Here is a 22,049-nt window from a genome sequence, read left to right as displayed (position 1 = left end):
GGTTAGGCGTCCTTTTGCTTGGTGCCGAAGATTTTGTCGCCGGCATCGCCCAGCCCGGGAATGATGTAACCGTGTTCGTTGAGTTTTTCATCGATCGAGGCGGTAAAAATCATCACCTCGGGGTGAGCGTCCTGAACCGCTTTGATGCCTTCGGGTGCAGCCACCAGCACCATGGCGCGGATGTCTTTGCAGCCGGCTTTTTTCAGCAGGTCGATGGTCGCGACCATCGAACCACCGGTGGCCAGCATCGGGTCGATGATCAGCGCCAGGCGCTCATCGATTTCCGGCACCAGCTTTTCCAGGTAGGTATGCGCTTGCAGGGTTTCTTCGTTACGGGCCACACCGACGGCGCTGACCTTGGCGCCCGGAATCAGGCTGAGCACGCCTTCGAGCATGCCGATGCCAGCGCGCAGAATTGGAACTATGGTGATCTTCTTGCCAGCGATTTTTTCTACCTGGACAGTGCCACACCAGCCGTCGATGGCGTAGCTTTCCAGGGGCAGGTCCTGGGTCGCTTCGTAAGTGAGCAAGGCGCCCACCTCCTGTGCCAGTTCGCGGAAGTTTTTCGTGCTGATATCGGCGCGCCGCATCAGACCGAGCTTGTGGCGGATCAGTGGGTGGCGGATTTCACGGATGGGCATGGGTAGGCTCCGAAACGGCTGGCAAAAATTTGTGACAAGAGTAAAGCATTCGATATGCCAAGTGGCGGGGTGACCCAGCGGTCATGGCGATTTCCTGTGCTTGCGGACAGGAAATGTCGCAAGCAGATACGCCGCGCATCATCGGCGACACGTGACCGACGGGGCTTGCCCCAGGGCATGGGGATGCGTACCTTTGCCGACTTTTATTTTGACGCCTTGATCAAGTTTTGATCGGCGCACCTAAACCCCTTGAGGAATAGCCCATGTCCGTCGATCTCGTCCATATCCGCCAAGTGATGGCCGAAGCCGATTGCCTGTACAGCAATGCCGAGGTCGAAGTGGCCATCGACACCATGGCGGCCGCCATCAACAGCGAAATGGCCGAAAGCAACCCGGTGGTGTTCTGCGTCATGAACGGCGGCCTGATCTTCTCTGGCAAACTGCTGCCCAAGCTCGACTTCCCGCTGGAACTGTCCTATCTGCACGCCACCCGTTACCGCAATGAAACCAGCGGCGGCGAGCTGTTCTGGAAAGCCAAACCGGAAATTTCTTTCATCGACCGTGATGTGCTGATCATCGACGACATCCTCGACGAAGGTCATACCCTCGGCGCGATCATCGACTTCTGCCGCCACGCTGGCGCCCGTAACGTGCGCATTGCCGTGCTGGTCGACAAGACCCACGACCGCAAAGCGCGTCCGGACCTCAAAGCTGACTACGTCGGCATGCCGTGTGTGGACCGTTATGTGTTCGGTTACGGCATGGACTACAAAGGCTACTGGCGGAACGCTCCCGGTATCTACGCCGTAAAAGGAATGTAAGCGTTACTAACCGATCGGCTGCGCGTCGGCCCTGCGGCGTTAAAAAGCCCTGCAGGTCGTAGGTTGGGTTGAGCGTAGCGAAGCCCAACGGGCGATGGGCTTGCAAACGACGGTTGCCCTCGTTGGGCTTCGCCTGCGGCTCAACCCAACCTACGGCTTCGTTTAACCTGCTTTTTTCATTACAACCCCACATCCAACAACACCGGTCGCTTGGCCAGCGCTTTTTCCATCACCCCTTCGACAAACAACCGATCACTGTCCGGCAACGCCAGGCGCGGTGGGCGGGTGAGGGCGCTGCCGCGTTGCATGATTTGCTCGCAGAGCTTGATGCATTGCACCAGGTCCGGGCGGGCGTCGAGGTGCAGCAGTGGCATAAACCATTCGTACAGCGGCATGGCCTCGGCGAAGCGGCCGGCCTTAGCCAGGCGGAAAAGGGTTTCGCCTTCTTTGGGGAAGGCATTGGACATGCCCGACACCCAGCCCACCGCGCCCACCGCAATGCTTTCCAGCACTACGTCATCCAACCCTGCGAACAATACAAAGCGGTCGCCCATTTCATTGCGCACGTCGATAAAGCGCCGGGTGTCGCCGGAAGAATCCTTGAAGCAGACGATGTTGTCGCAATCGGCCAGGGAAATCAGGATGTCCGGGGTGACGTCGTTTTTGTAGATCGGCGGGTTGTTGTAGACCATCACCGGCAGGTCGATGCTGGCGGCCACGCTGCGAAAATGCGCGGCGGTTTCGAAGGGTTTGGAGGAGTACACCAGAGCCGGCATCAGCATGATGCCGTCGGCCCCCACACGCTGAACTTCCTTGGCCACTTTGCTGGCGTTCAGGCTGGTGAATTCGGCCACCCCGGAAATCACCGGCACGCGGCCGGCCGCGGCGTCTTTGGCGACCTCTACCAGGCTGATTTTTTCCTCGACGCTCAGGGAGGTGTTTTCCCCCACCGTGCCGCAGATCACCAGGCCCGACACGCCATCGCGGACCAAGCCGCTGATCACCGCGTGGGTGGCGTCCAGGTCCACCGAGAAATCGGACCGAAATTGCGTGGTAACGGCGGGGAACACCCCACTCCAGCTAGGTTTGCTGCTCATGCTCGACTCCAGGATTGGCTGTGAATAAACAGGGGGGAACGCAAAGGCCGGACATGCGTAGGGCGAATATCGCCGTAGGCGATATCCGCCGATTCACGGTTTCGGCAACGGCGGATATCCACGGTGTGGATATTTGCCCTACGAGGTGATGCCTTCTCGATAGGCCGTCGGCGACAACCCGGTCAGCGCCTTGAACTGGCGACTGAACGCGCTGTGGTCGGTGTAGCCGCACTGCAGGGCGATCTCGGTGATCGGCAGTTCGCCGGCCAGCAATTGCGAGGCTGCGCCCAGGCGGGCTTTGTGGATCATCTGCCGCGGCGTGAGCTGGAAGATGCGTTTGCAGTGGCGCTCCAATTGCGCCACCGACAGGCCGGCGATCTGCGTCAGGTCGCTGAGGCTGATGGGCTGGGCATAGTGCTGGCGAATATGGGCGTCGACGCTGGCCAGCTTCTGGTACGCGGGGTGGCTGGACTGCGGCGCCAGCAGGTCGTAGGAAATGCCCGCCATGCCAATGATCGCCCCGTGCACATCGCGTAGCGCCAGCTTGTGGGTCAGGCACCAACCGGGTTCGCGGCCGGGGTAGAGGTGCAGCTCCAACTGGTCGCTGAGCGGGTTGCCGCCATTCATCACCTGCAGGTCCTGCTCGGTATACAGCGAGCCGAAGCGCGGCGGAAACACCTCTGCAGCGGTCTTGCCCAACAGTTCGTGTTTGTCGCGCAGGCCGCAGCGTTGCGCCAGGGTCTGGTTGGCCAGTACGTAGCGGGCTTGCATGTCCTTGATGAAGAACACCACCCCGGGCATGGCGTCCAACAGGGGGGCGATCTGCGTCAGGCTGCCGAGCAGGTCGGGCAAATCCCGTGGAGTGGGCAGCGCGGCGGGGAACATGGGTGAGGGCGACTCCGGTCATGGCGGCGGGCCTACTCTACGACTGGCTGCACCGCGCTGGGAAGCGCGGCGGCGGGCAGCAGGCTGGCGACTCGAGCGGGCACAAAGGGCGCACGCAAGCTCGGGGTCGGCCAGCCAAGCAGAAATTCAGCGGCGGTGCCACACACTCGGCCTTGGCAGGCGCCCATGCCGCAGCGGCTGTGCAACTTGGCCTGGTGCCAGTCGGCGTGACCGGCAACGACGCCATAGGGCACGTCCTCGCAGCGGCACAGCAGGGTGTCGGCGCTGGGCAGGTTTTTCAGTTCGGGTTTGAGGGCGAAGTGACGCTTGAGCAGGTCGGCGAAGCGCTGCCAGTGTTGGCGCTGGGCGAACAAGGCCTGGGCTTGCGGCAATCGGCCGACCGCCGCAAAACCGGCGATGGCGCCTTCCACTTGCGCCAGTTCGTTGCCACCGATGCCGGTGCATTCGCCGGCGGCGAAATGGCTAGCGAGGGTGGTGCGTTGCAGGTTATCCACCGTGATGGCCTGGTCGGCGACGCTGCAGCCGAGGGTTTGGGCCAACTCGGTATTGGCACGCAACCCGAACCCGCAGGCCAGGCGTTCGCAGGGGACTTCGATCAGCGTATCGCCATGACGAATCCGTACCGCTTCCAGGCGGCCATTGCCGAGTGCTTCGACTACGTGGCTATTGCTGCGGTAGTGCCGATCAAACAGCTGCACGGCCTGGTGCAGTTTGCTCGGCCAGCGTGGTAGTTGCATGGCGAAAGCGGCCAGGTCGGTGGCAGTGGCCTGTTCGGCGATGTACGCAATCTGCGCCCCGGCGGCTTTGGCGCTGGCGGCGCTGGCCAGCAATAACGGACCGCTGCCGGCGAGCACCAGGCGTTCGCCATGCACCGGCATACCGCCTTTGATCAGCGCCTGCAAACCACCGGCGCCGGTGACGCCAGGCAACGTCCAGCCGGGGAACGGCAGCAGTACCTCACGGGCGCCGCTGCACAGAATCAGCTGGCCATAGCCGATGCGCCAGCTGTGCAATGGGTTTTCCAACAACAGCTCGTGGGCGCCGGTGTGTGCAATCACACGGGTGGCGGTGAACAGCTCGATATTTTTTTCAGCCGCCAGCGCGGCGCGCAATTTTTCCGCCGCGGGATAGTTGGGGGCGTTAACGCCGGTACGCCAGATCTGTCCGCCAGTGGCCGGGTTATCGTCCACCAAGGCGATACGTTGGCCACTGGCGCTGGCAGCTACGGCCGCCGCCATACCTGCCGGGCCGGCACCGAGAATCAGCAGGTCGACGTCGCGTTTCATGGCTGGGTCTCCACCTGCATGCCGGCACTGCATGACGTCTGGCAGGCCAGGCGACGTTGGCCGTCGATAGTCACCCGGCACTCCTGGCAGATGCCCATGCCGCACAGCGGCGCGCGGCGCTGGCCGTTGACCGAGGTGCGGCTGCTGCCGTCGCCGGCCAGGTAGAGGGCTGCGGCCACGCTGGTGCCGGGGGAAACGCGCAGGGCTTGGCCGTTGATCTGCAGTTCGATCATGCCGGCTGCTCCGTCAGGGCAAAACGCTGCGGCAGATAAGGCGCGGCGTCGATGGCGCAGGGCTGGCTGAACACCTGGTTGACCAGTAGCTGCGCGCTGGCCGGCGCGGTAGTCACGCCCAGGCCTTCATGGCCTAGCGCCAGCCACAGGCCCGGTTGAGTAGGGTGCGGGCCGAGCAATGGCAGGCTATCCGGGGTAGCAGCGCGAAAGCCGGTCCAACTGCGGATGGCGTTCATCTGCGCCAGGCCAGGCAAATAGTCGATGGCGCGTTGCAGCATTCGGGCGAGCACGTCGTGCTCGACGGCGGGATCCAGGCTGTCGAACTGCCGCGACGAGCCTATGAGGATCTGCCCCGTCGGCCGCGGTTGGGCATTGAACGCCACCGAAGTGCCGGAGCTGCTGTGGGCACTGCTGACATAACCGAGCTCCACCAGTTGATGGCGGATGCCGGCGGGGTAACGATCAGTGATCAGAAGGTGTCCTTTTTTCGGCTTGATCGGCAGTTCCGGGCACAGTTCACGGGCGCTGCCGGTGGCCAACACCACGACCTCGGCACTCAGCCATTCGCCGCTGTGCAACCGCAGGCGGTTGCCGCTGACTTCGCTGACCCGGGCCTGCTGCTGGCGGATGCGGTTCGGCTGTTGGGCCAACAACCAGCGCACCACATTTGGGGCATAGACAATAGCGTCGCCACTCACATGCAGGCCGCCCACCAAGCCTGGACGCAGCATCGGTTCGGCGGCCTGCACGGCGCTCGCAGTGAGCATGCGGCAGCCCAGGCCTTCGCTGTCGAGCAGGGCGCGTTTGTGTTCGGCCACAGCCAGCTCTTCGTCATTGGCCGCCAGCCACAGGGTGCCGCAGTTGCGGTAAGCACAGTCGTCTGTCAGTTGCGGCGCCCATTGCCGCCATAGATTCAGCGAGTAGTGGCTTAGGGCAAGCTCGGCGGCGTTATCGTCCATCACCACCAGGTGCCCCATGCCGGCCGCCGTGGCGCCGCCGCGGGCATCATCAAGCAGCAGCACATCGAGGCCGCGCGCGGCGAAGGCATGGGCGCAGGCCGCGCCGATAATGCCGGCGCCGACGATGATGATTTCGGCATTCACAGCACGATGCCCCAGGCGAACGGGTCGTCGTCCTGCAGCAGCAAGGTGGCCTCGGCGCTCAGGTGGGCGCGGCCGCGGATGGTGGGAATCACCCGGCCCGGTTCGCCGTCGTTGAGCCAGGCGTAGCTGCCTTCAAACTGGCTGCCGATGACACTGGCCTGGCGCCAGATCTCGCCCGGCTTGAGTTTGCCGTCGGCGGCCAGGCAGGCCAGTTTGGCGCTGGTGCCGGTGCCGCAGGGCGAGCGGTCGTAGGCTTTGCCGGGGCACAACACGAAGTTGCGGCTGTCGGCCTGGTGGTCGTCGGCGAACAGTTCGATATGGTCAATCACGCCGCCGTCTTCACCGTAGATGCCCTGCGCCTGCAGCGCCGCGCTGACGGCCACGGTGTAGGCGGTGAGGGCGTCCAGGTTACTGCCGTCGATGCGTTGGCCATGCTGGCTGATGAGGAAAAACCAGTTTCCGCCCCAGGCGACATCGCCGGTCACCGCGCCATACCCCGGCACCTCGACCCGCACCGCAGAGCGGTAACGGTAGGCTGGCACGTTGCGCACGCTTACCGAGTGGTCGTCGTGCAAGGTGGCCTCGACGGTGCCGACCGGGGTTTCGATGCGGTGCGTACCGACGCCGATGCGACCCATATGGGCCAGGGAAATCACCAGGCCGATGGTGCCGTGGCCGCACATGCCGAGGTAGCCACTGTTGTTGAAAAAGATCACCCCGGCACAGGCGGTGGGGTCGACCGGGGTGCAGAGCAGGGCGCCGACCAGCACATCGCTGCCGCGTGGCTCCAACACGGTGGCGGCGCGATAGGCATCGAAGCGTTCGGCCAGCAATGCGCGGCGCTCAGCCATGCTGCCAGCGCCCAGCTCGGGGAAACCGTCGATCACCAGGCGGGTTGGTTCGCCACCGGTGTGGCTGTCGATAATCTGGATGCGGCGCATGGATCGTCCCCGAAAGCCTTGGAAGGTCCTGCAAGAGTGAGCCTTGCAAGGCCGTGTCGGCTTGATGGTTTTGCGCCGTCGGCGTGACGAAATCAGCACAGAGGTGTCGCGGCTGAAGCCCCTCCCACAAGGGATCGCCTATTCCAGTGGGAGGGGCTTTAGCCGCGATGCTCTTGCGGTTAAGGTGGGCGCTGATTTTTCCTGGGAGGTTGTGATGCTGTCGCGCGTTTTGGTTTTGGCTCTGCTGCTCGGCTCACCTGTAGCCATGGCCGCTTTGCCCCACGAACAATACCTGCCCCCGGACGAGCAGAACCTGCGTCAGGAAGCGCCCGAGCAGCAGCAAGTGCTGCAGGTCACCGAGTATTCGGTGGTGGTCGGCAGCCAGCGCGAGTCCAGCCAGCAACCTATTCCCATCACCTCGCCGACCTGGTTGCTGCTGAAAACCAAGGCGCTGGGCAAGGGCGCGGCGGCCACCAAGGTGGTGGTGCGCTTTGAGTCCGAAGGCAAAAGCATCAAACGCCCCAGCTATGACGAGGCGAGCAAGACCCTCAGCCTCAACTACCCGCTGGCGCAGTACAGTGTGCTGCTCGATCTGCTCAGAAATGGCACGGTGTACGTGCAGTTTCTCAGCTACCCCAACGGCCATGTCTGGGCCGACTTGCACACCGGCGCGCAGCGCGCGCGTTGAGCCGGCGCCCCGGGGCGGAGTAAACTGCCGGCCCGGCGCTTTCCCGTTAAGAGAAATGAATCATGCGTAAAGACAAGAAACAGGTGATTGGCGAAGAGATTGGTGACGAGCCGATCAAGCTGTTCCTCACGGTGGAACCGGCCGATGACACCCCACCGTCGCTGCACAAGCTGGTGAAGGCTTACCGTGGTTTGCGCATCGACGACTTCGAGCGTTTCCTCGGTTTCTTCGTCGAAGCCGGTTACGACCTCAACGCCAAAGATGCTCAGGGCCACGACTTTGTTGCCCTGATCCAGGACCAGCGTCTGGCTGAGCCCTACATCGAGGCGATCAAAGCGGCTCGCGGTTAAATCCAGCGCCGTTGTTGAAAAGCCCGCCGAGTGCGGGCTTTTTCATGGGCTAAAGCGGCGGCATGCTGCCAGCGGTACGCAGGTAGGCTTCAAACTGCTGGATGATCGCCGGCCAGCCTTGGTGGCTGGCGTGCTGGCGCGCATTCAGACGCATGCGGCGCAGGGTTTCCGGGTCTTCCAGCAGCCAGCAGGCGTTGTCGATAAACGCCTCTTCATCGCCCGGCATAGCCAGCGCGCCGTTGTGGCCGTGGCGAATATGCTGACCAGCGGCCGCCTGGTCATAGGCGACCACCGCCAAGCCCGAGGCCAGCGCTTCCAGCAGCACATTGCCGAAGGTTTCCGACAGGCTCGGGAACAGGAACAGGTCGGCGCTGGCGTAGTGCGCGGCGAGCGCCTGGTCACGCTGCATGCCGCAGAACACTGCGTCTGGCAGTTCCTTCTGCAAGGCCGCGCGCTGCGGACCATCACCGACCAGGATCAGCTTCATCCGCCGCTGTGGATAACGTTGTTGCAGGGCGCGGAAGCTGCGTACCAGCAGGGTCAGATTTTTCTCCGCCGCGATCCGCCCCACATGCAGCACAGCCAGTTCATCGTCAGCCAGGTCCCAGTCGGTGCGCAGTGCGCTGCTGCGTTTGGCCGGGTGGAACAGCTGGCTGTCGACGCCGCGGGCGAGCAAGTGCACGCGCTCGAAACTGCGTCGCTGCAGTTCCAGGCTCTGGCTGGCGCTGGGTACCAGGGTGAGCTGCGAGCGGTTGTGGAACCAGCGCAGGTAGTTGGTCAGCACACGGGTGAGCAAGCCCAGGCCGTAATGGCGACTGTATTGCTGGAAGTTGGTGTGGAACCCACTGATCACCGGAATCTGCAAACGCCTGGCAGCGCGCAGGGCGGAAAGCCCCAACGGACCTTCGGTGGCGATGTACAGCACGTCTGGGCGCTGGCGTTTCCAACGCCGCAACAGCTTGTGCATCGACGCCTGGCCCCACTGCAAACCGGGGTAGCCGGGCAATGGCCAGCCACGGGTGAGGAGTAGTTCATCGGTGCTTTTCTGGCCGTCATCAGCACTTTGCCGGGGGCGTACCAGTTGCAGCCGATGGCCCCGTTCACGCAACCCCGCACACAGGCGCCCCAAGGTGTTGGCGACGCCGTTGATTTCCGGGGGAAAGGTTTCGCTGATCAGCGCGATATGCAGGGGAGATGGGCTCATGACGCCAGTGTCGACCGGCGCCGTTTAAGCCATGTGACGTTAGCGTTGCAGCGTTGTGACAGGAGCGTCGCTGCGTTCGCGTACCCAGAACAGCGTCGCCCCGGCCACCGCTGCCGGCATCATCACCACGTTGACCCCGGGGATCAGCAGCGCCAGGTACACCGAGCCACCAAAACCCAGACTCTGCCAGCGCTTCTCGCGCAGCCAGGCGAGCATTTCGTTCCAGCCCAGTTTGTTGTTGTCCGCCGGGTAGTCGATGTACTGCACGCACATCATCCAGATGCCGAACAGCACCCACAGCGGCGCGGCGATGATGTTCAAACCGGGGATGAACGACAGAATGAACAGGCCGATCGCGCGCGGCAGAAAGTAGCCCAGCTTGCGCAGCTCTCGACCGAGGGTGCGCGGAACCATGGCCACCAACTCGCTCCAGCGAAAGGGCGGGAAGGGGTCTTCGCCGCGCACCACCACTTCGACTTTTTCCGAAAGAAAACCGTTGAACGGTGCGGCGATGATGTTGGCCAGCGTGGTGAAGGTGAAGAACACCATCAGCAGGATCAGCACGAAAAACACCGGCCAGAGAATCCAGCTGAGAAAGCTCAGCCAGCCGTCCGGGTTGGGCATCAGGGCGTGCAGCCAGCCGTTGAACTCCTGCACGGCAAAGCCGATCAGGCCGATGAACAGGATCAGGTTGATGGCCAGCGGCAGCAGCACGAACAGGCGCAGGCCTGGGCTGAGCACCAGCTTCAGGCCTTCGCGCAGGTATTGGGGGCCGGAGAGAACGGGGGCGGGCATTGGTTATTCCTTTGAGAGTACGTGCCGAACATAGACGCTTCACACAGACATCGAAAGCGCGCCGCTGTTTCCGTTTGTCTGCGAGCCCGTTAAGAGTCCAGATCAAGATCAAACGCGTGGAATAGGGCCGGGCTATCGAAGATATAAGAATTGGGCATTTCCGGCTCAGGGGGCGTCTGAGTAACCTTGCCGCCATTGCAGTCCGCGGTGCGGACACAGTTTGCGGGACGCCCACTCTCTAAAGCCTTCCCCAAGTGCTCGGGCAGTCCCTTTTTATTTCCGGCTGCGGCCGGGAGAGGAGCAGTCAATGTCGGTTCGCCACGCTCGCGTCATCATTCTCGGCTCCGGCCCTGCCGGTTATTCAGCGGCGGTGTATGCCGCCCGCGCCAACCTCAAACCTCTGCTGATCACCGGCATGCAGGCTGGTGGGCAACTGACCACCACCACCGAAGTGGATAACTGGCCGGGGGACGTGCATGGCCTCACCGGTCCGGCGCTGATGCAGCGCATGCAAGAGCATGCCGAGCGCTTCGAAACCGAGATCGTCTTCGACCATATCAATGCCGTGGACTTCGCCGGCAAGCCCTTCACCCTGACCGGTGACAGCGCTACCTATACCTGCGATGCACTGATCATCGCCACCGGCGCCAGCGCCCGTTACCTGGGCCTGCCATCGGAAGAGAAGTTCATGGGGCAGGGCGTTTCGGCCTGCGCCACATGCGATGGTTTCTTCTACCGCAACCGCGAAGTGGCGGTCGTCGGTGGTGGTAATACCGCCGTTGAAGAGGCGCTGTACCTGGCCAATATCGCCAGCAAGGTTACCCTGGTGCACCGCCGCGAGACCTTCCGCGCCGAGAAGATTCTGATCGACAAACTCCATGCGAAAGTCGCCGAGGGCAAGATCGAGCTCAAGCTCAATGCCTCTGTGGATGAAGTGTTGGGGGATAACACCGGCGTGACCGGCGTGCGCTTGCAGCACAACGACGGCGGCAGTTCAGAGCTGAACGTGGCAGGCGTGTTTATCGCCATCGGTCACACGCCGAACACCTCATTGTTCGAAGGCCAGCTGGCGTTGAAAGACGGTTACCTGGTGGTCAACGGCGGCCGCGATGGCAACGCCACGGCTACCAGCATTCCCGGTGTTTTTGCGGCGGGTGACGTGGCGGATCATGTGTATCGCCAAGCCATTACTTCTGCCGGTGCCGGCTGCATGGCGGCGTTGGACGTTGAGCGTTATCTGGAAGCGTAAGTCTCAAGTGCTTTTAAAACTCAGCCGCGACTCAGTCGAGGGTTTCGGGGCGAAGGTCAGGCAAGGCGCCCCGGAGCTTTTAAGCGCAGCGTACTGCAGTACGTGAGCATTAAAAGCGAGGACGCAACGCAGCATGGCCGAAGTCCCGGAAGCCGCTTATTGCTGCAATTCGTTGAGCGCCTCTGGATTCTTAAAGGCTTTAGCAAATACATCGCGATTCTTCGCCATGTAGATACCAATTTCCTCTACCTGCTGCTCGCTCAGCGACGGCACGGCTTTTTGCAATACGTCGGCCAACGATTCGGCCAATTCCAGCATCTTGTCGTAACGATCGGCTTCGGCTTTATCCATGAACAAGCGCTCCGGATCGCGACTGCTGCGGTACACCACTTCGACGGCCATTCATCACCTCACCTTCTAACAAGCTATTACTGTGTATTTATACAGGTGGCGAGCATAAAGCACTCGCACCGCCTTGAACAGTCACGCGCTGAAATCAGGGCAGCGGTGAGAACTCCACCGGTACCCAGGCAAAACCGGTGCCTTTCTTGCGCACATGGCCAATACCGGGGAAGGGCAGGTGCGCGCCGGCCACCAGAAACTTCTCGGCAGTGGCCTCGGCGAGGATGTGTTTACGGGTGGCGATGGCCTGTTTCGAGTCGCTGTCGAAATCAATCGCCACCTGCGGGTGGGCGAACTGGATCGAGTGGCTGTGCACCACATCGCCCCAGACCAGCAGCTTTTGCCCTTTGGAGGTGAACAGATACCCGCTGTGTCCCGGCGTATGGCCGTGCAGCGCCAGGTCTTTCACCCCTGGCAACACTTCGGTGCCGTCGGTGAACAGCTTGAGCTTGCCCGCCGCTTTGTAGGGCGCGGCGCTGGCGGCAATCATCTTCAGGCGTGCCTGCTTGTCGGCCGGAGCCTTGGCCAGCAGTTCCGGGTTCAGCCAATAGTCCGCTTCGGCCTTGTTCAGCATCAGGGTGGCGTTGGGAAAGGCGCGTTCGCCTTTGCTGTCGAGCACACCGCAGGCGTGGTCGGGGTGCATGTGGGTAAGCAGCAGGGTGTCGACTTGTTCGAGGGTGTAGCCGGCAGCTTCGATATCGCGCTGCACGTTACCGAGCTTGTCGGTCAGGCATTTGCCGGCGCCGCTGTCGACCAGCACCAGGTGCTCACCGGTGTTGATCAAAAAGGCGTTGACCGCCGTCTGCACGCCATTGCTGGAGTCGAGAAAGGCGCGCGCCTGAGCGCTCTGAAGAGTCTCGGCACTGGCGCCTTTGAGCAGTTTGTTGTTGATGAAGTTGACACCGTCGAACAGCGCCGTCACTTCGAAATCGCCCAGGGCCATGCGGTAGTAACCGGGCACCTGGTTGTTCTGTTTAGCTACCGGGGCGGCGATGGCCAAGCCCGGGTGGATCAGGCTGAAGGCGCACATCAGCGCCAGAACGATCAGCAGCAACGCCTGGTGCGTCGTGCAGCACAGTGGGTTTTTCATCGCGAGGCTCCCATCGAAAATTGTCCCCAACCACGATAGACGGACTTGGGCCGGGCAGCGTTTATCGCTGGGAAATCGATTGGCTGTCCAGTGAAAGCGCTGTGACAGACTGTTTCTACTCGTCGTCCATGGCCTTTAATCTGCATGACAGCCTGTCATCTGCTGGCCATAGCCTTGGCCACACACCCTCAAGGAAGCACTGGTTTGAAAATCAAATGGGCGGAAAACCTCAAGCAGTCCATGCATGGTCTGGCCGAGTCACTGGGCGATCTGCTGGTGGAAGGCTTTCACTACCTGGCGCTGTTCGGCATTGGTGGCATCACGGCCTGGGCGGCGGTGACGGCGTTTCTGCAGATGGTCGAGAAGGGCCACATCACGGTCGACGACATTCTGCTGCTGTTCATCTACCTGGAGCTGGGGGCGATGGTCGGCATCTACTTCAAGACCAACCACATGCCGGTGCGCTTTCTGATTTACGTGGCGATTACCGCGCTCACGCGGCTGCTGATTTCCGATGTGTCGCACCATCAGAGTCCGGATATGGGCGTGGTCTATGTGTCGGGCGCGATTCTGCTGTTGGCCCTGGCGATACTGGTGGTGCGTTATGCGTCGTCGAATTTTCCGTCGGTGACGCCAAGCAAAGCGGACAGCAAAAGCGCTTCGTCCTCACGCTCGACCGAAGCCGAGGCAGCGGACACCGACTAGGCGCTGTGCTGTGGGGGAAGGGGCCTAAACCGCAGCGTGTTCGAGCTCAATGCGTTGCTGCAAGGAGCGGATCACGTTGCGAAGCCGTCGTTCGTCATTGCGCTGGGCCGGGCTGATCAGCCGTTTGGCCACTACTGTCTGCTCTTCTGACAAGGTCAACATGATGCTGCCATCGAGCCGCTCGATGCTCAGGTTGACGCGGTATTGCGGGTGGAACGCTTCGGTCAGTAACTGAAAGGGATTGTGCATAGTCCATTACCTGTTTGCTAAATAGGGCTGAATAAAACTTGGCAGTGGCAGGTAGTTGAAACAGCCTGGTTTGCACACCAGTTAGGCAAGTCTTGTTATTCAAGTCTTGGTTGTTGACCGGTCGCGCTCGTACAAAGTTCTGGTCTTCGGACAAGAAGTTTTGCGACACAGGTATCCAGCGTAGTCGGCCCTCGGAAAACCTCCAAATTCCCCCGCGCAATTAAATGAATGGCCTTTGGTGGCCGGATAATGGCACCGCAAAATAACTGCCCAGTAACAGGGCAAGTGATTGTTTGCGGTGCACTTTTCGCTGAAACGAGCGTGTGAAAACAAGCGCAAAACCGCGTTCAGAACTGCCAAGTCGGATAAATAGCGACCTCAAAGCTTTTATTCACGACCGCTTGTCGCGTTGGATACAAACTTGGCCCCTGACTTGCGAAGGGATTAGCCAGAAACCGAACAAACCGAGGTATGAGGCCATGGTTAATCCCTTCAAATACGTCAGCGACTCTTTTAAGGATGAGTTCCTGGTGCGTTTCAGCATCGGCAGCCCGGATGGCAGCGCGATGCTTTCCTTGTCCAACGACCAGGGCCGCGTGGCCCAGCGCATGCTCAGCAGCGACCAATTGGCGGACGTGGAAAAGCTTGAACAGGTGATCACCAGCATTCGCTTCGGCCTGGCCATCGACCAGGGACGCGGGCTGTCCTGCCTGGGCAAGCTCAGCCCGGCAGCCAATGAAACCTTGGTGTAAGCGGCGGTCGATTTCTGCGCGAAACATCAACAGCATCGCGGCTAAAGCCCCTCCCACGGAGTAGGTGATTCCTTGTGGGAGGGGCTTTAGCCGCGATGCCTTTAGGGCTCGGCAACGGCATATGCGTGACACTATGTCTTAATTGAAATATATTCGCATTTAAGAACGTGTCACCCATTCAGGTGCAGGCTGTGCCGGCTCAATCCGCGTTTTCCTCCTTTCTTTCTGCGCTGTACTACGACCATCACCGCTGGCTGAATGGCTGGTTGCGGCAACGTACCGATTGCCCGCACAACGCCGCTGACCTGGCGCAGGACACCTTCGTGCGCGTGCTGTTGCAGCGCGAAAGCAAAGAGCTGCGTGAGCCGCGCGCTTTTCTTGCCACTATCGCCCGTGGCCTGCTGATCGACCACTACCGCCGCGCCAGCCTGGAACGTGCCTACCTCGACGCCCTGGCCAATCTGCCCGAGCCAGAAGTGCCGTCGCCGGAATCGCGCGCCCTGGTGCTGGAAACCCTGATTGAAATCGACCGCCTGCTCGATGGCCTCAAACCCAAGGTGCGCGAAGCCTTTTTGCTCTCGCAGCTGGATGGCCTGACCTACCCGCAGATCGCCGAGTGCATGGGCTTGTCCATCAGCTCCATCCAGCAATACATGACCCAGGCGTTCAGCCATTGCTACAAGGCGCTCTACGCATGACGGCGCTGAATATGGCAGTGGTCGAACAAGCCATTGCCTGGCGGGTGCGTCTGGCTTCCGGCACCTGTGCGGCGGACGAAGTGAACGCCTGCCAATACTGGCGCGCCCAGCACCCGGACAACGAACTGGCTTGGCAACGCCTGGACGCCCTGGGCGGACGCTTCGCGGCGATCACGCCCGGTATCGGCCACGCCACCCTCGACGGCGCCCGCCACGATCCGCAACGTCGCCGCGCCTTGAAAGCCCTGGCGGTATTGATTGCCGCAGGCGGCACCGGGGTTATCGCCAGTCACAGCAACGGCGTGCAGCCCTGGCTGGCGGACCTGCGCACCGGCGTTGGCGAGCGGCGCAAATTCACGTTGCCCGATGGCGGCAGCCTGCACCTGAATGCCAGCACGGCGGTGGATATTCACTACAGCAGCGAGCAACGGCTGATCCGCCTGTACCAGGGCGAGATCTTTATCGAAACCGCCGCCGACCCGCAGCGCCGTCTGTTCTGGGTCAATACCGCGCAGGGTCGTTTGCGCGCCTTGGGTACGTGTTTTCTGGTGCGCGAACAGGGCGAACTCTGCGATTTGGCGGTGTATGCCGGGGCGGTGGAGGTGCATCCCGGCAATGGCAGCAATGCCAGCGTGGTGGAGCAGGGCTGGCAGACCCGTTTTGGCCTCGACGGCATACGGACTCCACAACCGGTGGACAGCGAGCGCAGCAGCTGGATCGACGGCGTGCTGGTCGCCCGGCAGATGCGCCTGGCCGACTTCGCCAGCGAGTTGAGCCGTCAGCGCCACGGCGTATTGCGCTGCGATCCGGCAGTGGCCGAGCTGCGCATCTCGGGCGTGTTCCCTCTGGACGACAGCGAGCGAGCCCTGCAGGCCGTGGCCAGAACCCTGCCGGTGCAGGTGCTGTATCGCACCCGTTGGTGGGTCACCCTGGCGCCGGCATAAGCCCTGTTACAACTGCAAAGCCCGGAAATACGGCCTTTTGGTCGTCTCTTGATTGCAATTTGCTCGCCGATGTAAATAATTCGCAAAAAGTTTTGCAGGTTTTTCGGATTTGCTCGGCCTCCCTTCCGCTAACCATTTTTTCTAGCCGAAGGATTCGTTCATGGCCGTTCTTTGCACTCCGCATTCCCTGGCCCGCGCCGTGCGCGTGGCATTGCTCAGCGTCAGCCTGCCCCTGGCCGTATTGCCGATGGCCGCCAACGCTGCGCCGGCAACACAGGATTACCAGATTCCGGCGGGTTCGCTGGACAGCGCCTTGAACGCCTTTGCCCGGCGTGCCGGGGTGTTGCTCAGCTTCGACCCGCAGCTTACCGCCGGGCGCAGCAGTGCCGGGCTCAGCGGGCAATACCCGGTGCAGCAGGGCTTTGCCCAGTTGCTCGCCGGTTCAGGGTTACGTGCGGTGCAGGCCAGTGATGGCAGTTTTCGGATAGAACAGGCTCCAACCCTCAAAGGGGGAGAGGTGGAATTGGGCGACATCAACATCAATAGCAGCACGCAGGTCGACTCCGCTGTCGGCCCGGTGGGCAGTTATGTCGCCAAACGCACCCGGGTCGGGACCAAGACGGACGCCTCGATTCTGGAAACCCCGCAATCGATCTCGGTGGTCAGCCGCGAACAGATGGACGCCCGGGGCGTCACCACAGTCGAACAAGCCCTGCGCTACACCCCCAACGTCAGCGTGCCTTATGGCTACGACCCGCGTTACGACTGGATGAGCTTGCGCGGCTTCGACTCCAAGAGCTCGACCTTCGTCAACAGCTTGCCGCTGGCGCGCAGCACCTACGGCATCATGCGTCCCGACACCTACCTGCTCGAACGGGTGGAAGTGCTGCGGGGCCCGGCCTCGGTGCTGTACGGCCAGAGCGAGCCAGGCGGGGTGGTCAACCTGGTGAGCAAACGTGCCCCCGACACCCCGCTGCATGAAATCAGTGTGCGCGCCGGCAGCCATGACCTTGGCGAACTGGCCGCCGACTTCGGTGGCCCGTTGGACGACCAGGGCACACTGGCGTATCGGGTGACGATGCTTGGCAATGACATGAATGGCCAGGTCGACAAAACCGACAACCGCCGCCAAGCCTTCGCGCCGACCCTCACCTGGCGGCCGAGCGATGACACCGAACTGACCCTGCTCGCCACCTACCAGAAAGACGACGGCGACTTCGCCTTCAGCCGCGCCTTTGCCCCGGAGCTGGTTCAAGCGTTCCGCCTGCAAGGCAATCGCGACCGCGAGTTCTACGAGGGCGACCCGAACTTCAACAAGTTCGAGCGCACCCACGCCTCGCTCGGTTACGAGCTGTCCCATCGCCTCAACGACGTGTGGTCGCTGCGCCAGAACCTGCGCTACGAAAACATGAATTACGACTACCGCTACCTGAACAACAACGGTGTGCGTTTCGATGGCCGCACCTTGACCCGTACCTCCAACGTCAAGGACGAGCAATTCAACGCCTGGTCGCTGGATAACCAGGCCGAAGCCAATTTCGCCACCGGCCCCCTGAGCCACAACCTGTTGCTGGGTGTCGACTGGCGCCGTCTGGATGACCATGAGATCAGCCGCCTGGGCACCGGGCCGACCCTCGACCTGCTCGACCCGCATTACGGCCTCAATGTGGCACTGCCCGGCAAAGACGCCGACAACGACATCATGCGTCGCCAAACCGGCTTCTATGCCCAGGACCAGATCAAGTTCGATGAACACTGGAACCTGCTGCTCGGCGGGCGCTACGACATTGCCAAGGGCGACACCGACAGCAACCTCAACGGCAGCAGCGTCAGCCGTGACGACGAAGCCTTCACTGGCCGCGTAGGTCTGGTGTATGTCGCCGACAACGGCCTGGCGCCTTATGTCAGCTACAGCGAGTCGTTCAACCCGACCGCCGCCACCGACCCGGTGACCAACCAGCCGTTCGATCCCGAAACCGGCAAGCAGTACGAAGCAGGGATCAAGTACCAGCCCGATGGTGGGCGCAGCTTTATCAGCGTGGCGTACTTCGATATCACCAAGCAGAACGTGGTCAGCACCAACCCCAACAACCCCACCGACGTGCGTCAGGTGGGCGAAGTGCGCAGCAAAGGCTTCGAGATCGAAGCACTGGCCAGCCTCGCCGAAGGTCTGGACCTGACCGCCAACTACAGCCGCACCGATGCGCGTGTGCGAAAGAGCGTCAACGCCTGGGAAGAAGACACCCGCATGCCCTACGTGCCACGCGAATCAGCCGGTGCCTGGCTGGACTACACCCAGCAGAGCGGTCCGCTGGCCGGCCTGGGCGCAGGTTTTGGCGCGCGTTATACCGGCGAGACCTCGTACACCGGCCGCAATGCCCTCTATGGCCTCTACGGCCCGCGCATCATCAACGTGGAAACTGGCGGCTACACCTTGTTCGACGCCAGCCTGCACTACAAAATCGACGGCCTGAAACTGGCGGTGAACGCCAGCAATCTGGACGACAAGGAATACTACAGCTCGTGCACCGAGCAAGCCTGCTACTTCGGCTACGGGCGCACGGTAACGGCGAGCGCGACCTATGACTGGTAACGCGGCAATGAAGGAGTCCTGTGAGTAACGTTATTTCTGCCAAAACCACCGCCAAGGCCTGGAGCACATCTCCGGGCCTGGCCTTGGGTTCGCGCATCGTCGCGGCAATTTTCGCCGGCTATGGCCTGGCGTATGCCAGCACCATGTTCCTGACCGTCTACCTGCCGCTGGTGCGCAGTGACCGCGTGGTGTTCGCCAGCCTGGCGAGTTTTATCGTCTACCTCACGGCTATTGTTTATACCTTCGCTGCCCGGTCCGCCTCGCGGGCCTGGCTGGTGCTGGTGGGGTTGAGCGTGGTGTTGGCGCTGGCAGCCCTGCTGGCAGGTGATTTTGGAGCACGGCGATGAGTTCGGCGGATAACACTTCGGTGACTACGGTAAAAAACAAAAGCTTGCGCCAGGCCATGGCCGGGCTGCACACCTGGGGCGGCCTGCTGCCGTCCTGGTTGCTGTTTGTGATTCTGTTCGGCGGCAGCATTGCCTGCTTCGACAAAGAGCTGGAAGTGTGGATGCGCCCGGCCCTGCACCCGGTCGGCGAAACCAGCCTGAGCCTCGACCAGGTCAGTGCCTGGGTGCAAAAGCAGGCACCGAAACCGCCGCACGCCATCTGGATGCGTCCGCCAGATGACCGCCAACCCTACTGGTATGCCGGTTACGAGCCGCAAAACGAGCTGGAGCCGTTTGTCAGCTTCACCCTCGACCCGCAAACCGGCGAAGCTCTGCCGAAAACCCTCGGCGGCAATTTCTGGTTCACCCTGCACTACAACCTGTTTGGCGGCATGCTCGGCATGTACATCGTCGCGATTGCCGGGATGTTCATGCTGGTGGCGCTGGTCAGCGGCATCATCATTCACCGGCGTATCTTCAAAGACTTCTTCACCCTGCGCCCCGACGCCAATGGCCAGCGCGCCTGGCTGGATGCGCACAACCTGTTCGGCGTAGTCGGCCTGCCGTTCCACCTGCTGATCGCCTACACCGGCCTGGCGATTTTCGTCACCTTCTATATGCCCGCCGGGCTCAAGGTCGGCTACAAGGGCGACATCGAAAAGATGTTCTCCGAAGTGCAGGGCCAGTTCGGCCGCGAAGAGCTCAAGCGCAAAACCGACCATGCCGCCTCCATCGACAAGCTGGTGCTCGACGCCAAGCGGCGTTGGGCTGCCAGTGATCAGGGCGGTACTGAACTGGGCTGGATCAGCGTGCACCACCCAGGCGACAAAGGCGCCGTGGTGGACATTCGCCGCTACGACCGCTCCCGCGTGGTCGACTTCCAGTGGATCATGTCCTACGACGCCACCACCGGCGCCTTCCTCCACGAACAGAAACCCTACAAGCCCGGCTACACCGCGTATGCCTGGCTGACCAATGTGCACATGGCTCAGTTCGGCGGCGCCATTGTTCGTTGGCTGTACCTGGGTCTGGGCCTGATGGGCTGCGCCATGGTGGTCGGTGGCCTGCAAGTGTGGCTGCGCAAGCGCGAAGCCAAGGGCGGCTGGGGCATCGGCTTTGTCCGTGCCATGAACGGCGCAGTGATCGGCGGCCTGCCGATTGCCAGCCTCGGCCTGCTCTACGGCAACCGCCTGATTCCGGCTACCGTCAACCTGCGCGACCATTGGGAAGCCTACGTCTTCATCGCTGTGTGGGTCGCCGTGGCACTGTGGGCTGTGGTCCGCCGTAACAGCGGCCGGGTAGGGCGCGACCTGTTCGCCGTCGGCGCGGTATTGGCACTCGGCGTGCCAGCGCTCGACGTTCTCACCGGCCAACCGGGCGCCCTCAGCGCTGCCATTGCACGGGGTGACTGGCGTGTGCCGGGCATCGACCTGGCGATCTTCGCCGCCGGCCTGCTGTGCGCCAAGATGGCCTGGTGGCCGCGGGTGGCCAAAGAGGCGCCGGTGAAGGCGCGGAGCAAACGTGAACGGCGTGAACTGGTCGAGGAGGGCGTCTGATGTTGTTCCTCGCATTCGGTCTCAACTACCTGGGCATGACCGCCCTGTGCCTGGCCATGTCCCGTCATCACAAAGCACTGCTCAGCAGCGCACCGTCCACCGCCCGCACTCGAAGCTTACGGGCGGTCGGCGCCCTGTTGCTGGCAGTGGCCATGGGCCTGAATATCGCCGAGCTGACGGCGGACATGGGCATCATCACCGGCCTGCTGCAACTGATGCTCGCCGGCCTGGCCGTCGGCCTGCTGATGGCCTGGCGTAACCGCTGGGTGCTGCCGATCGGTGGCTTGCTGCCGTTGGGTGGTTTGTTGGCGTTGTTGGCATAACAAACGCAGAAACTGGTGGGAGGGGCTTTAGCCGCGAGCTTTTAAGATCAACATCTCGCGGCTAAAGCCCCTCCCACAAAAAACGCTTACCGCAGCGCCAACCGATACTCCCCAGGCGTCGCGCCCAGGGCATTGCGGAAGGTGGTGCTGAAATGGCTGGCGCTGGCAAAACCACACGCCAGCGCCACTTCGCCCAGGGGCAGGGTGGTTTGCTTCAACAGCTGCTGCGCTCGCACCAGCCGCCGTGCCAACAGGTAACGGTGCGGCGGCACGCCGAAGCTTTCGCGGAACATCCGCGCGAAGTGGTATTCCGATAACGCCGCTATTCCGGCCAATTGCCCCAGGCTGATCGGCTCGCTCAGGTGCGCTTCGATGTAATCGCGCAACTGCCGGCGCAAGCCCGGCGCCAAACCACCTTTCAAGCGCAGATTCTGCCGCTGACCCACCTGATGCAGCAGGGCGTGGCTGAGCATTTCATGGGCCAGGCTGCTGGTCAGCAAACGCTCGCCCGGCTCGTTCCAGTTCAACGCGCTGAGCTGGCGAAACAGCTGCGCCTGCACCGGGTCGTCGACGAAGGTGCTTTCACGCAATTCCACTTCCCGTGGCTCGCGGTCCAGCAAGCTGACTGCGCTGAGGGCAAAACGCTCGGGGCTGATGTACAGGTGCGCCAGGCGGATATCGCCATTGATCACCCAGGACGAATCGTGACCGGCCGGCATAATGCACAGCTTGCCCGGCCCGCCCTTGGCGCCTGGGTTGTCGCGGCGGAAGGTGCCGGTACCGCCGGCCAGGTAGCACGACAGGGTGTGATGACTCGGCCTCTGGTACTCGCGGGCGTCGTGGTAATTGCTCCACAGCGCGGCGGTGAGGCCATCACCCAACTCGGCACAATGCTCCAGCTGCGCATGGGGCGAGCTGTTGAGCGATTGGAACACCTGAATGTGCGGAAGCTGGGACATCGAGCGCGGCCGTCGGCAAGCTGACTGTGGCGCCTATGCTAACGCGCGCACGCGCGGCTGCCAGCCGCCCGGGGCAAA

24 protein-coding genes and 1 pseudogene are annotated in these 22,049 nt (G+C 62.2%); 12 read left to right on the top strand and 13 right to left on the bottom strand.

Going from position 1 to position 22,049, the window contains the following annotated elements:
• Positions 1-2: 2 nt before the first annotated feature.
• Positions 3-641: a uracil phosphoribosyltransferase gene (gene upp / locus C8K61_RS09755; protein WP_108096051.1), complete on the bottom strand. Its 639-nt coding sequence runs from the start codon at positions 639-641 to the stop codon at positions 3-5.
• A 263-nt stretch (positions 642-904) separates the two neighbouring features.
• Here upp and C8K61_RS09750 point away from each other — a divergent pair, with 263 nt between their 5' ends.
• On the top strand, positions 905-1,462 hold the full coding sequence (locus tag C8K61_RS09750) for a hypoxanthine-guanine phosphoribosyltransferase (RefSeq protein WP_108096050.1): 558 nt from the start codon (positions 905-907) through the stop codon (positions 1,460-1,462).
• 179 nt (positions 1,463-1,641) lie between these two features.
• Here C8K61_RS09750 and C8K61_RS09745 read toward each other — a convergent pair whose 3' ends face one another.
• The 6 genes from C8K61_RS09745 to C8K61_RS09720 all read right to left on the bottom strand — a co-directional run bounded on the left by C8K61_RS09745 (position 1,642) and on the right by C8K61_RS09720 (position 7,028).
• Positions 1,642-2,559: a dihydrodipicolinate synthase family protein gene (locus C8K61_RS09745; protein WP_108096049.1), complete on the bottom strand. Its 918-nt coding sequence runs from the start codon at positions 2,557-2,559 to the stop codon at positions 1,642-1,644.
• A gap of 138 nt (positions 2,560-2,697) precedes the next feature.
• Positions 2,698-3,444, bottom strand: coding sequence for an AraC family transcriptional regulator (locus tag C8K61_RS09740; RefSeq protein WP_178086442.1), 747 nt, complete (start codon positions 3,442-3,444; stop codon positions 2,698-2,700).
• 32 nt (positions 3,445-3,476) lie between these two features.
• Positions 3,477-4,751 (bottom strand): FAD/NAD(P)-binding oxidoreductase, encoded by a 1,275-nt coding sequence (locus C8K61_RS09735; RefSeq protein ID WP_108096048.1) that lies wholly within the window; start codon positions 4,749-4,751, stop codon positions 3,477-3,479.
• Positions 4,748-4,984, bottom strand: a complete 237-nt coding sequence (locus C8K61_RS09730) for a (2Fe-2S)-binding protein (protein WP_108096047.1) — start codon at positions 4,982-4,984, stop codon at positions 4,748-4,750. The genes C8K61_RS09735 and C8K61_RS09730 overlap by 4 nt, the downstream gene beginning before the upstream one ends.
• A complete protein-coding gene (locus tag C8K61_RS09725) occupies positions 4,981-6,087 on the bottom strand; it encodes an FAD-binding oxidoreductase (RefSeq protein ID WP_108096046.1) in 1,107 nt (368 codons plus the stop codon). Before C8K61_RS09725 ends, C8K61_RS09730 begins: the two co-directional genes overlap by 4 nt.
• On the bottom strand, positions 6,084-7,028 hold the full coding sequence (locus C8K61_RS09720) for a 4-hydroxyproline epimerase (protein WP_108096045.1): 945 nt from the start codon (positions 7,026-7,028) through the stop codon (positions 6,084-6,086). The genes C8K61_RS09725 and C8K61_RS09720 overlap by 4 nt, the downstream gene beginning before the upstream one ends.
• A 214-nt stretch (positions 7,029-7,242) precedes the next feature.
• Here C8K61_RS09720 and C8K61_RS09715 point away from each other — a divergent pair, with 214 nt between their 5' ends.
• Complete coding sequence (locus C8K61_RS09715) at positions 7,243-7,716, top strand: hypothetical protein (RefSeq protein ID WP_108096044.1); 474 nt, start codon at positions 7,243-7,245, stop codon at positions 7,714-7,716.
• A gap of 62 nt (positions 7,717-7,778) precedes the next feature.
• Positions 7,779-8,066 carry a PA4642 family protein gene (locus C8K61_RS09710; protein ID WP_108096043.1) on the top strand — a complete coding sequence of 96 codons (288 nt, stop codon included), beginning with the start codon at positions 7,779-7,781 and terminating at the stop codon, positions 8,064-8,066.
• Positions 8,067-8,115: 49 nt separating this feature from the next.
• On the opposite strand, the gene C8K61_RS09705 is transcribed toward C8K61_RS09710, so the two are convergent.
• Positions 8,116-9,270, bottom strand: coding sequence for a glycosyltransferase family 1 protein (locus C8K61_RS09705; RefSeq protein WP_108096042.1), 1,155 nt, complete (start codon positions 9,268-9,270; stop codon positions 8,116-8,118).
• A gap of 39 nt (positions 9,271-9,309) precedes the next feature.
• Positions 9,310-10,065 (bottom strand): sulfate transporter CysZ, encoded by a 756-nt coding sequence (gene cysZ, locus C8K61_RS09700; protein WP_108096041.1) that lies wholly within the window; start codon positions 10,063-10,065, stop codon positions 9,310-9,312.
• Positions 10,066-10,372: 307 nt separating this feature from the next.
• On the opposite strand from cysZ, the gene trxB reads away from it, so the two are divergent.
• Complete coding sequence (gene trxB / locus C8K61_RS09695) at positions 10,373-11,314, top strand: thioredoxin-disulfide reductase (RefSeq protein ID WP_108096040.1); 942 nt, start codon at positions 10,373-10,375, stop codon at positions 11,312-11,314.
• A gap of 156 nt (positions 11,315-11,470) precedes the next feature.
• Here trxB and C8K61_RS09690 read toward each other — a convergent pair whose 3' ends face one another.
• Together C8K61_RS09690 and C8K61_RS09685 are read right to left on the bottom strand one after the other, a co-directional pair.
• Positions 11,471-11,716, bottom strand: a complete 246-nt coding sequence (locus C8K61_RS09690; protein WP_108096039.1) for a YebG family protein — start codon at positions 11,714-11,716, stop codon at positions 11,471-11,473.
• A 94-nt stretch (positions 11,717-11,810) separates the two neighbouring features.
• Positions 11,811-12,806 carry an MBL fold metallo-hydrolase gene (locus C8K61_RS09685; RefSeq protein ID WP_108096038.1) on the bottom strand — a complete coding sequence of 332 codons (996 nt, stop codon included), beginning with the start codon at positions 12,804-12,806 and terminating at the stop codon, positions 11,811-11,813.
• Between the two features lie 204 nt (positions 12,807-13,010).
• Here C8K61_RS09685 and C8K61_RS09680 point away from each other — a divergent pair, with 204 nt between their 5' ends.
• Complete coding sequence (locus C8K61_RS09680; RefSeq protein WP_108096037.1) at positions 13,011-13,511, top strand: phosphate-starvation-inducible protein PsiE; 501 nt, start codon at positions 13,011-13,013, stop codon at positions 13,509-13,511.
• A gap of 39 nt (positions 13,512-13,550) precedes the next feature.
• Here the strand turns inward: C8K61_RS09680 and C8K61_RS09675 are convergent.
• A pseudogene (locus C8K61_RS09675) lies at positions 13,551-13,760 on the bottom strand (DUF3509 domain-containing protein); the annotation flags it as partial.
• Between the two features lie 479 nt (positions 13,761-14,239).
• Between C8K61_RS09675 and C8K61_RS09670 the strand changes: the two are divergent.
• From C8K61_RS09670 to C8K61_RS09640, 7 genes are all read left to right on the top strand, one after another.
• Complete coding sequence (locus C8K61_RS09670) at positions 14,240-14,512, top strand: DUF3509 domain-containing protein (protein WP_108096035.1); 273 nt, start codon at positions 14,240-14,242, stop codon at positions 14,510-14,512.
• A gap of 191 nt (positions 14,513-14,703) precedes the next feature.
• Positions 14,704-15,210 carry a sigma-70 family RNA polymerase sigma factor gene (locus tag C8K61_RS09665; protein ID WP_108096034.1) on the top strand — a complete coding sequence of 169 codons (507 nt, stop codon included), beginning with the start codon at positions 14,704-14,706 and terminating at the stop codon, positions 15,208-15,210.
• Positions 15,207-16,154 (top strand): FecR domain-containing protein, encoded by a 948-nt coding sequence (locus C8K61_RS09660; protein ID WP_108096033.1) that lies wholly within the window; start codon positions 15,207-15,209, stop codon positions 16,152-16,154. Before C8K61_RS09665 ends, C8K61_RS09660 begins: the two co-directional genes overlap by 4 nt.
• Before the next feature lie 160 nt (positions 16,155-16,314).
• A complete protein-coding gene (locus C8K61_RS09655) occupies positions 16,315-18,747 on the top strand; it encodes a TonB-dependent siderophore receptor (protein WP_108096032.1) in 2,433 nt (810 codons plus the stop codon).
• A 32-nt stretch (positions 18,748-18,779) separates the two neighbouring features.
• The gene (locus C8K61_RS09650; protein WP_371919983.1) at positions 18,780-19,094 is read left to right on the top strand and encodes a DUF3649 domain-containing protein; all 315 of its coding nucleotides are present in this window, start codon (positions 18,780-18,782) and stop codon (positions 19,092-19,094) included.
• Positions 19,091-20,689, top strand: coding sequence for a PepSY domain-containing protein (locus C8K61_RS09645; RefSeq protein ID WP_256589397.1), 1,599 nt, complete (start codon positions 19,091-19,093; stop codon positions 20,687-20,689). The genes C8K61_RS09650 and C8K61_RS09645 overlap by 4 nt, the downstream gene beginning before the upstream one ends.
• The gene (locus C8K61_RS09640; RefSeq protein WP_108096031.1) at positions 20,689-21,012 is read left to right on the top strand and encodes a DUF3325 domain-containing protein; all 324 of its coding nucleotides are present in this window, start codon (positions 20,689-20,691) and stop codon (positions 21,010-21,012) included. The genes C8K61_RS09645 and C8K61_RS09640 overlap by 1 nt, the downstream gene beginning before the upstream one ends.
• An 86-nt stretch (positions 21,013-21,098) precedes the next feature.
• Here the strand turns inward: C8K61_RS09640 and C8K61_RS09635 are convergent, their stop codons facing one another.
• Positions 21,099-21,971, bottom strand: a complete 873-nt coding sequence (locus C8K61_RS09635) for a helix-turn-helix domain-containing protein (protein WP_108096030.1) — start codon at positions 21,969-21,971, stop codon at positions 21,099-21,101.
• Positions 21,972-22,049 lie beyond the last annotated feature (78 nt).

The sequence above is a fragment of the Pseudomonas sp. GV071 genome (genome assembly GCF_003050835.1).
In the GTDB taxonomy this organism is placed as follows: Bacteria; Pseudomonadota; Gammaproteobacteria; order Pseudomonadales; family Pseudomonadaceae; genus Aquipseudomonas.
The sequence above is the reverse complement of the archived record's forward strand: the minus strand, read 5'-3'. Positions and strand labels throughout refer to the sequence as shown.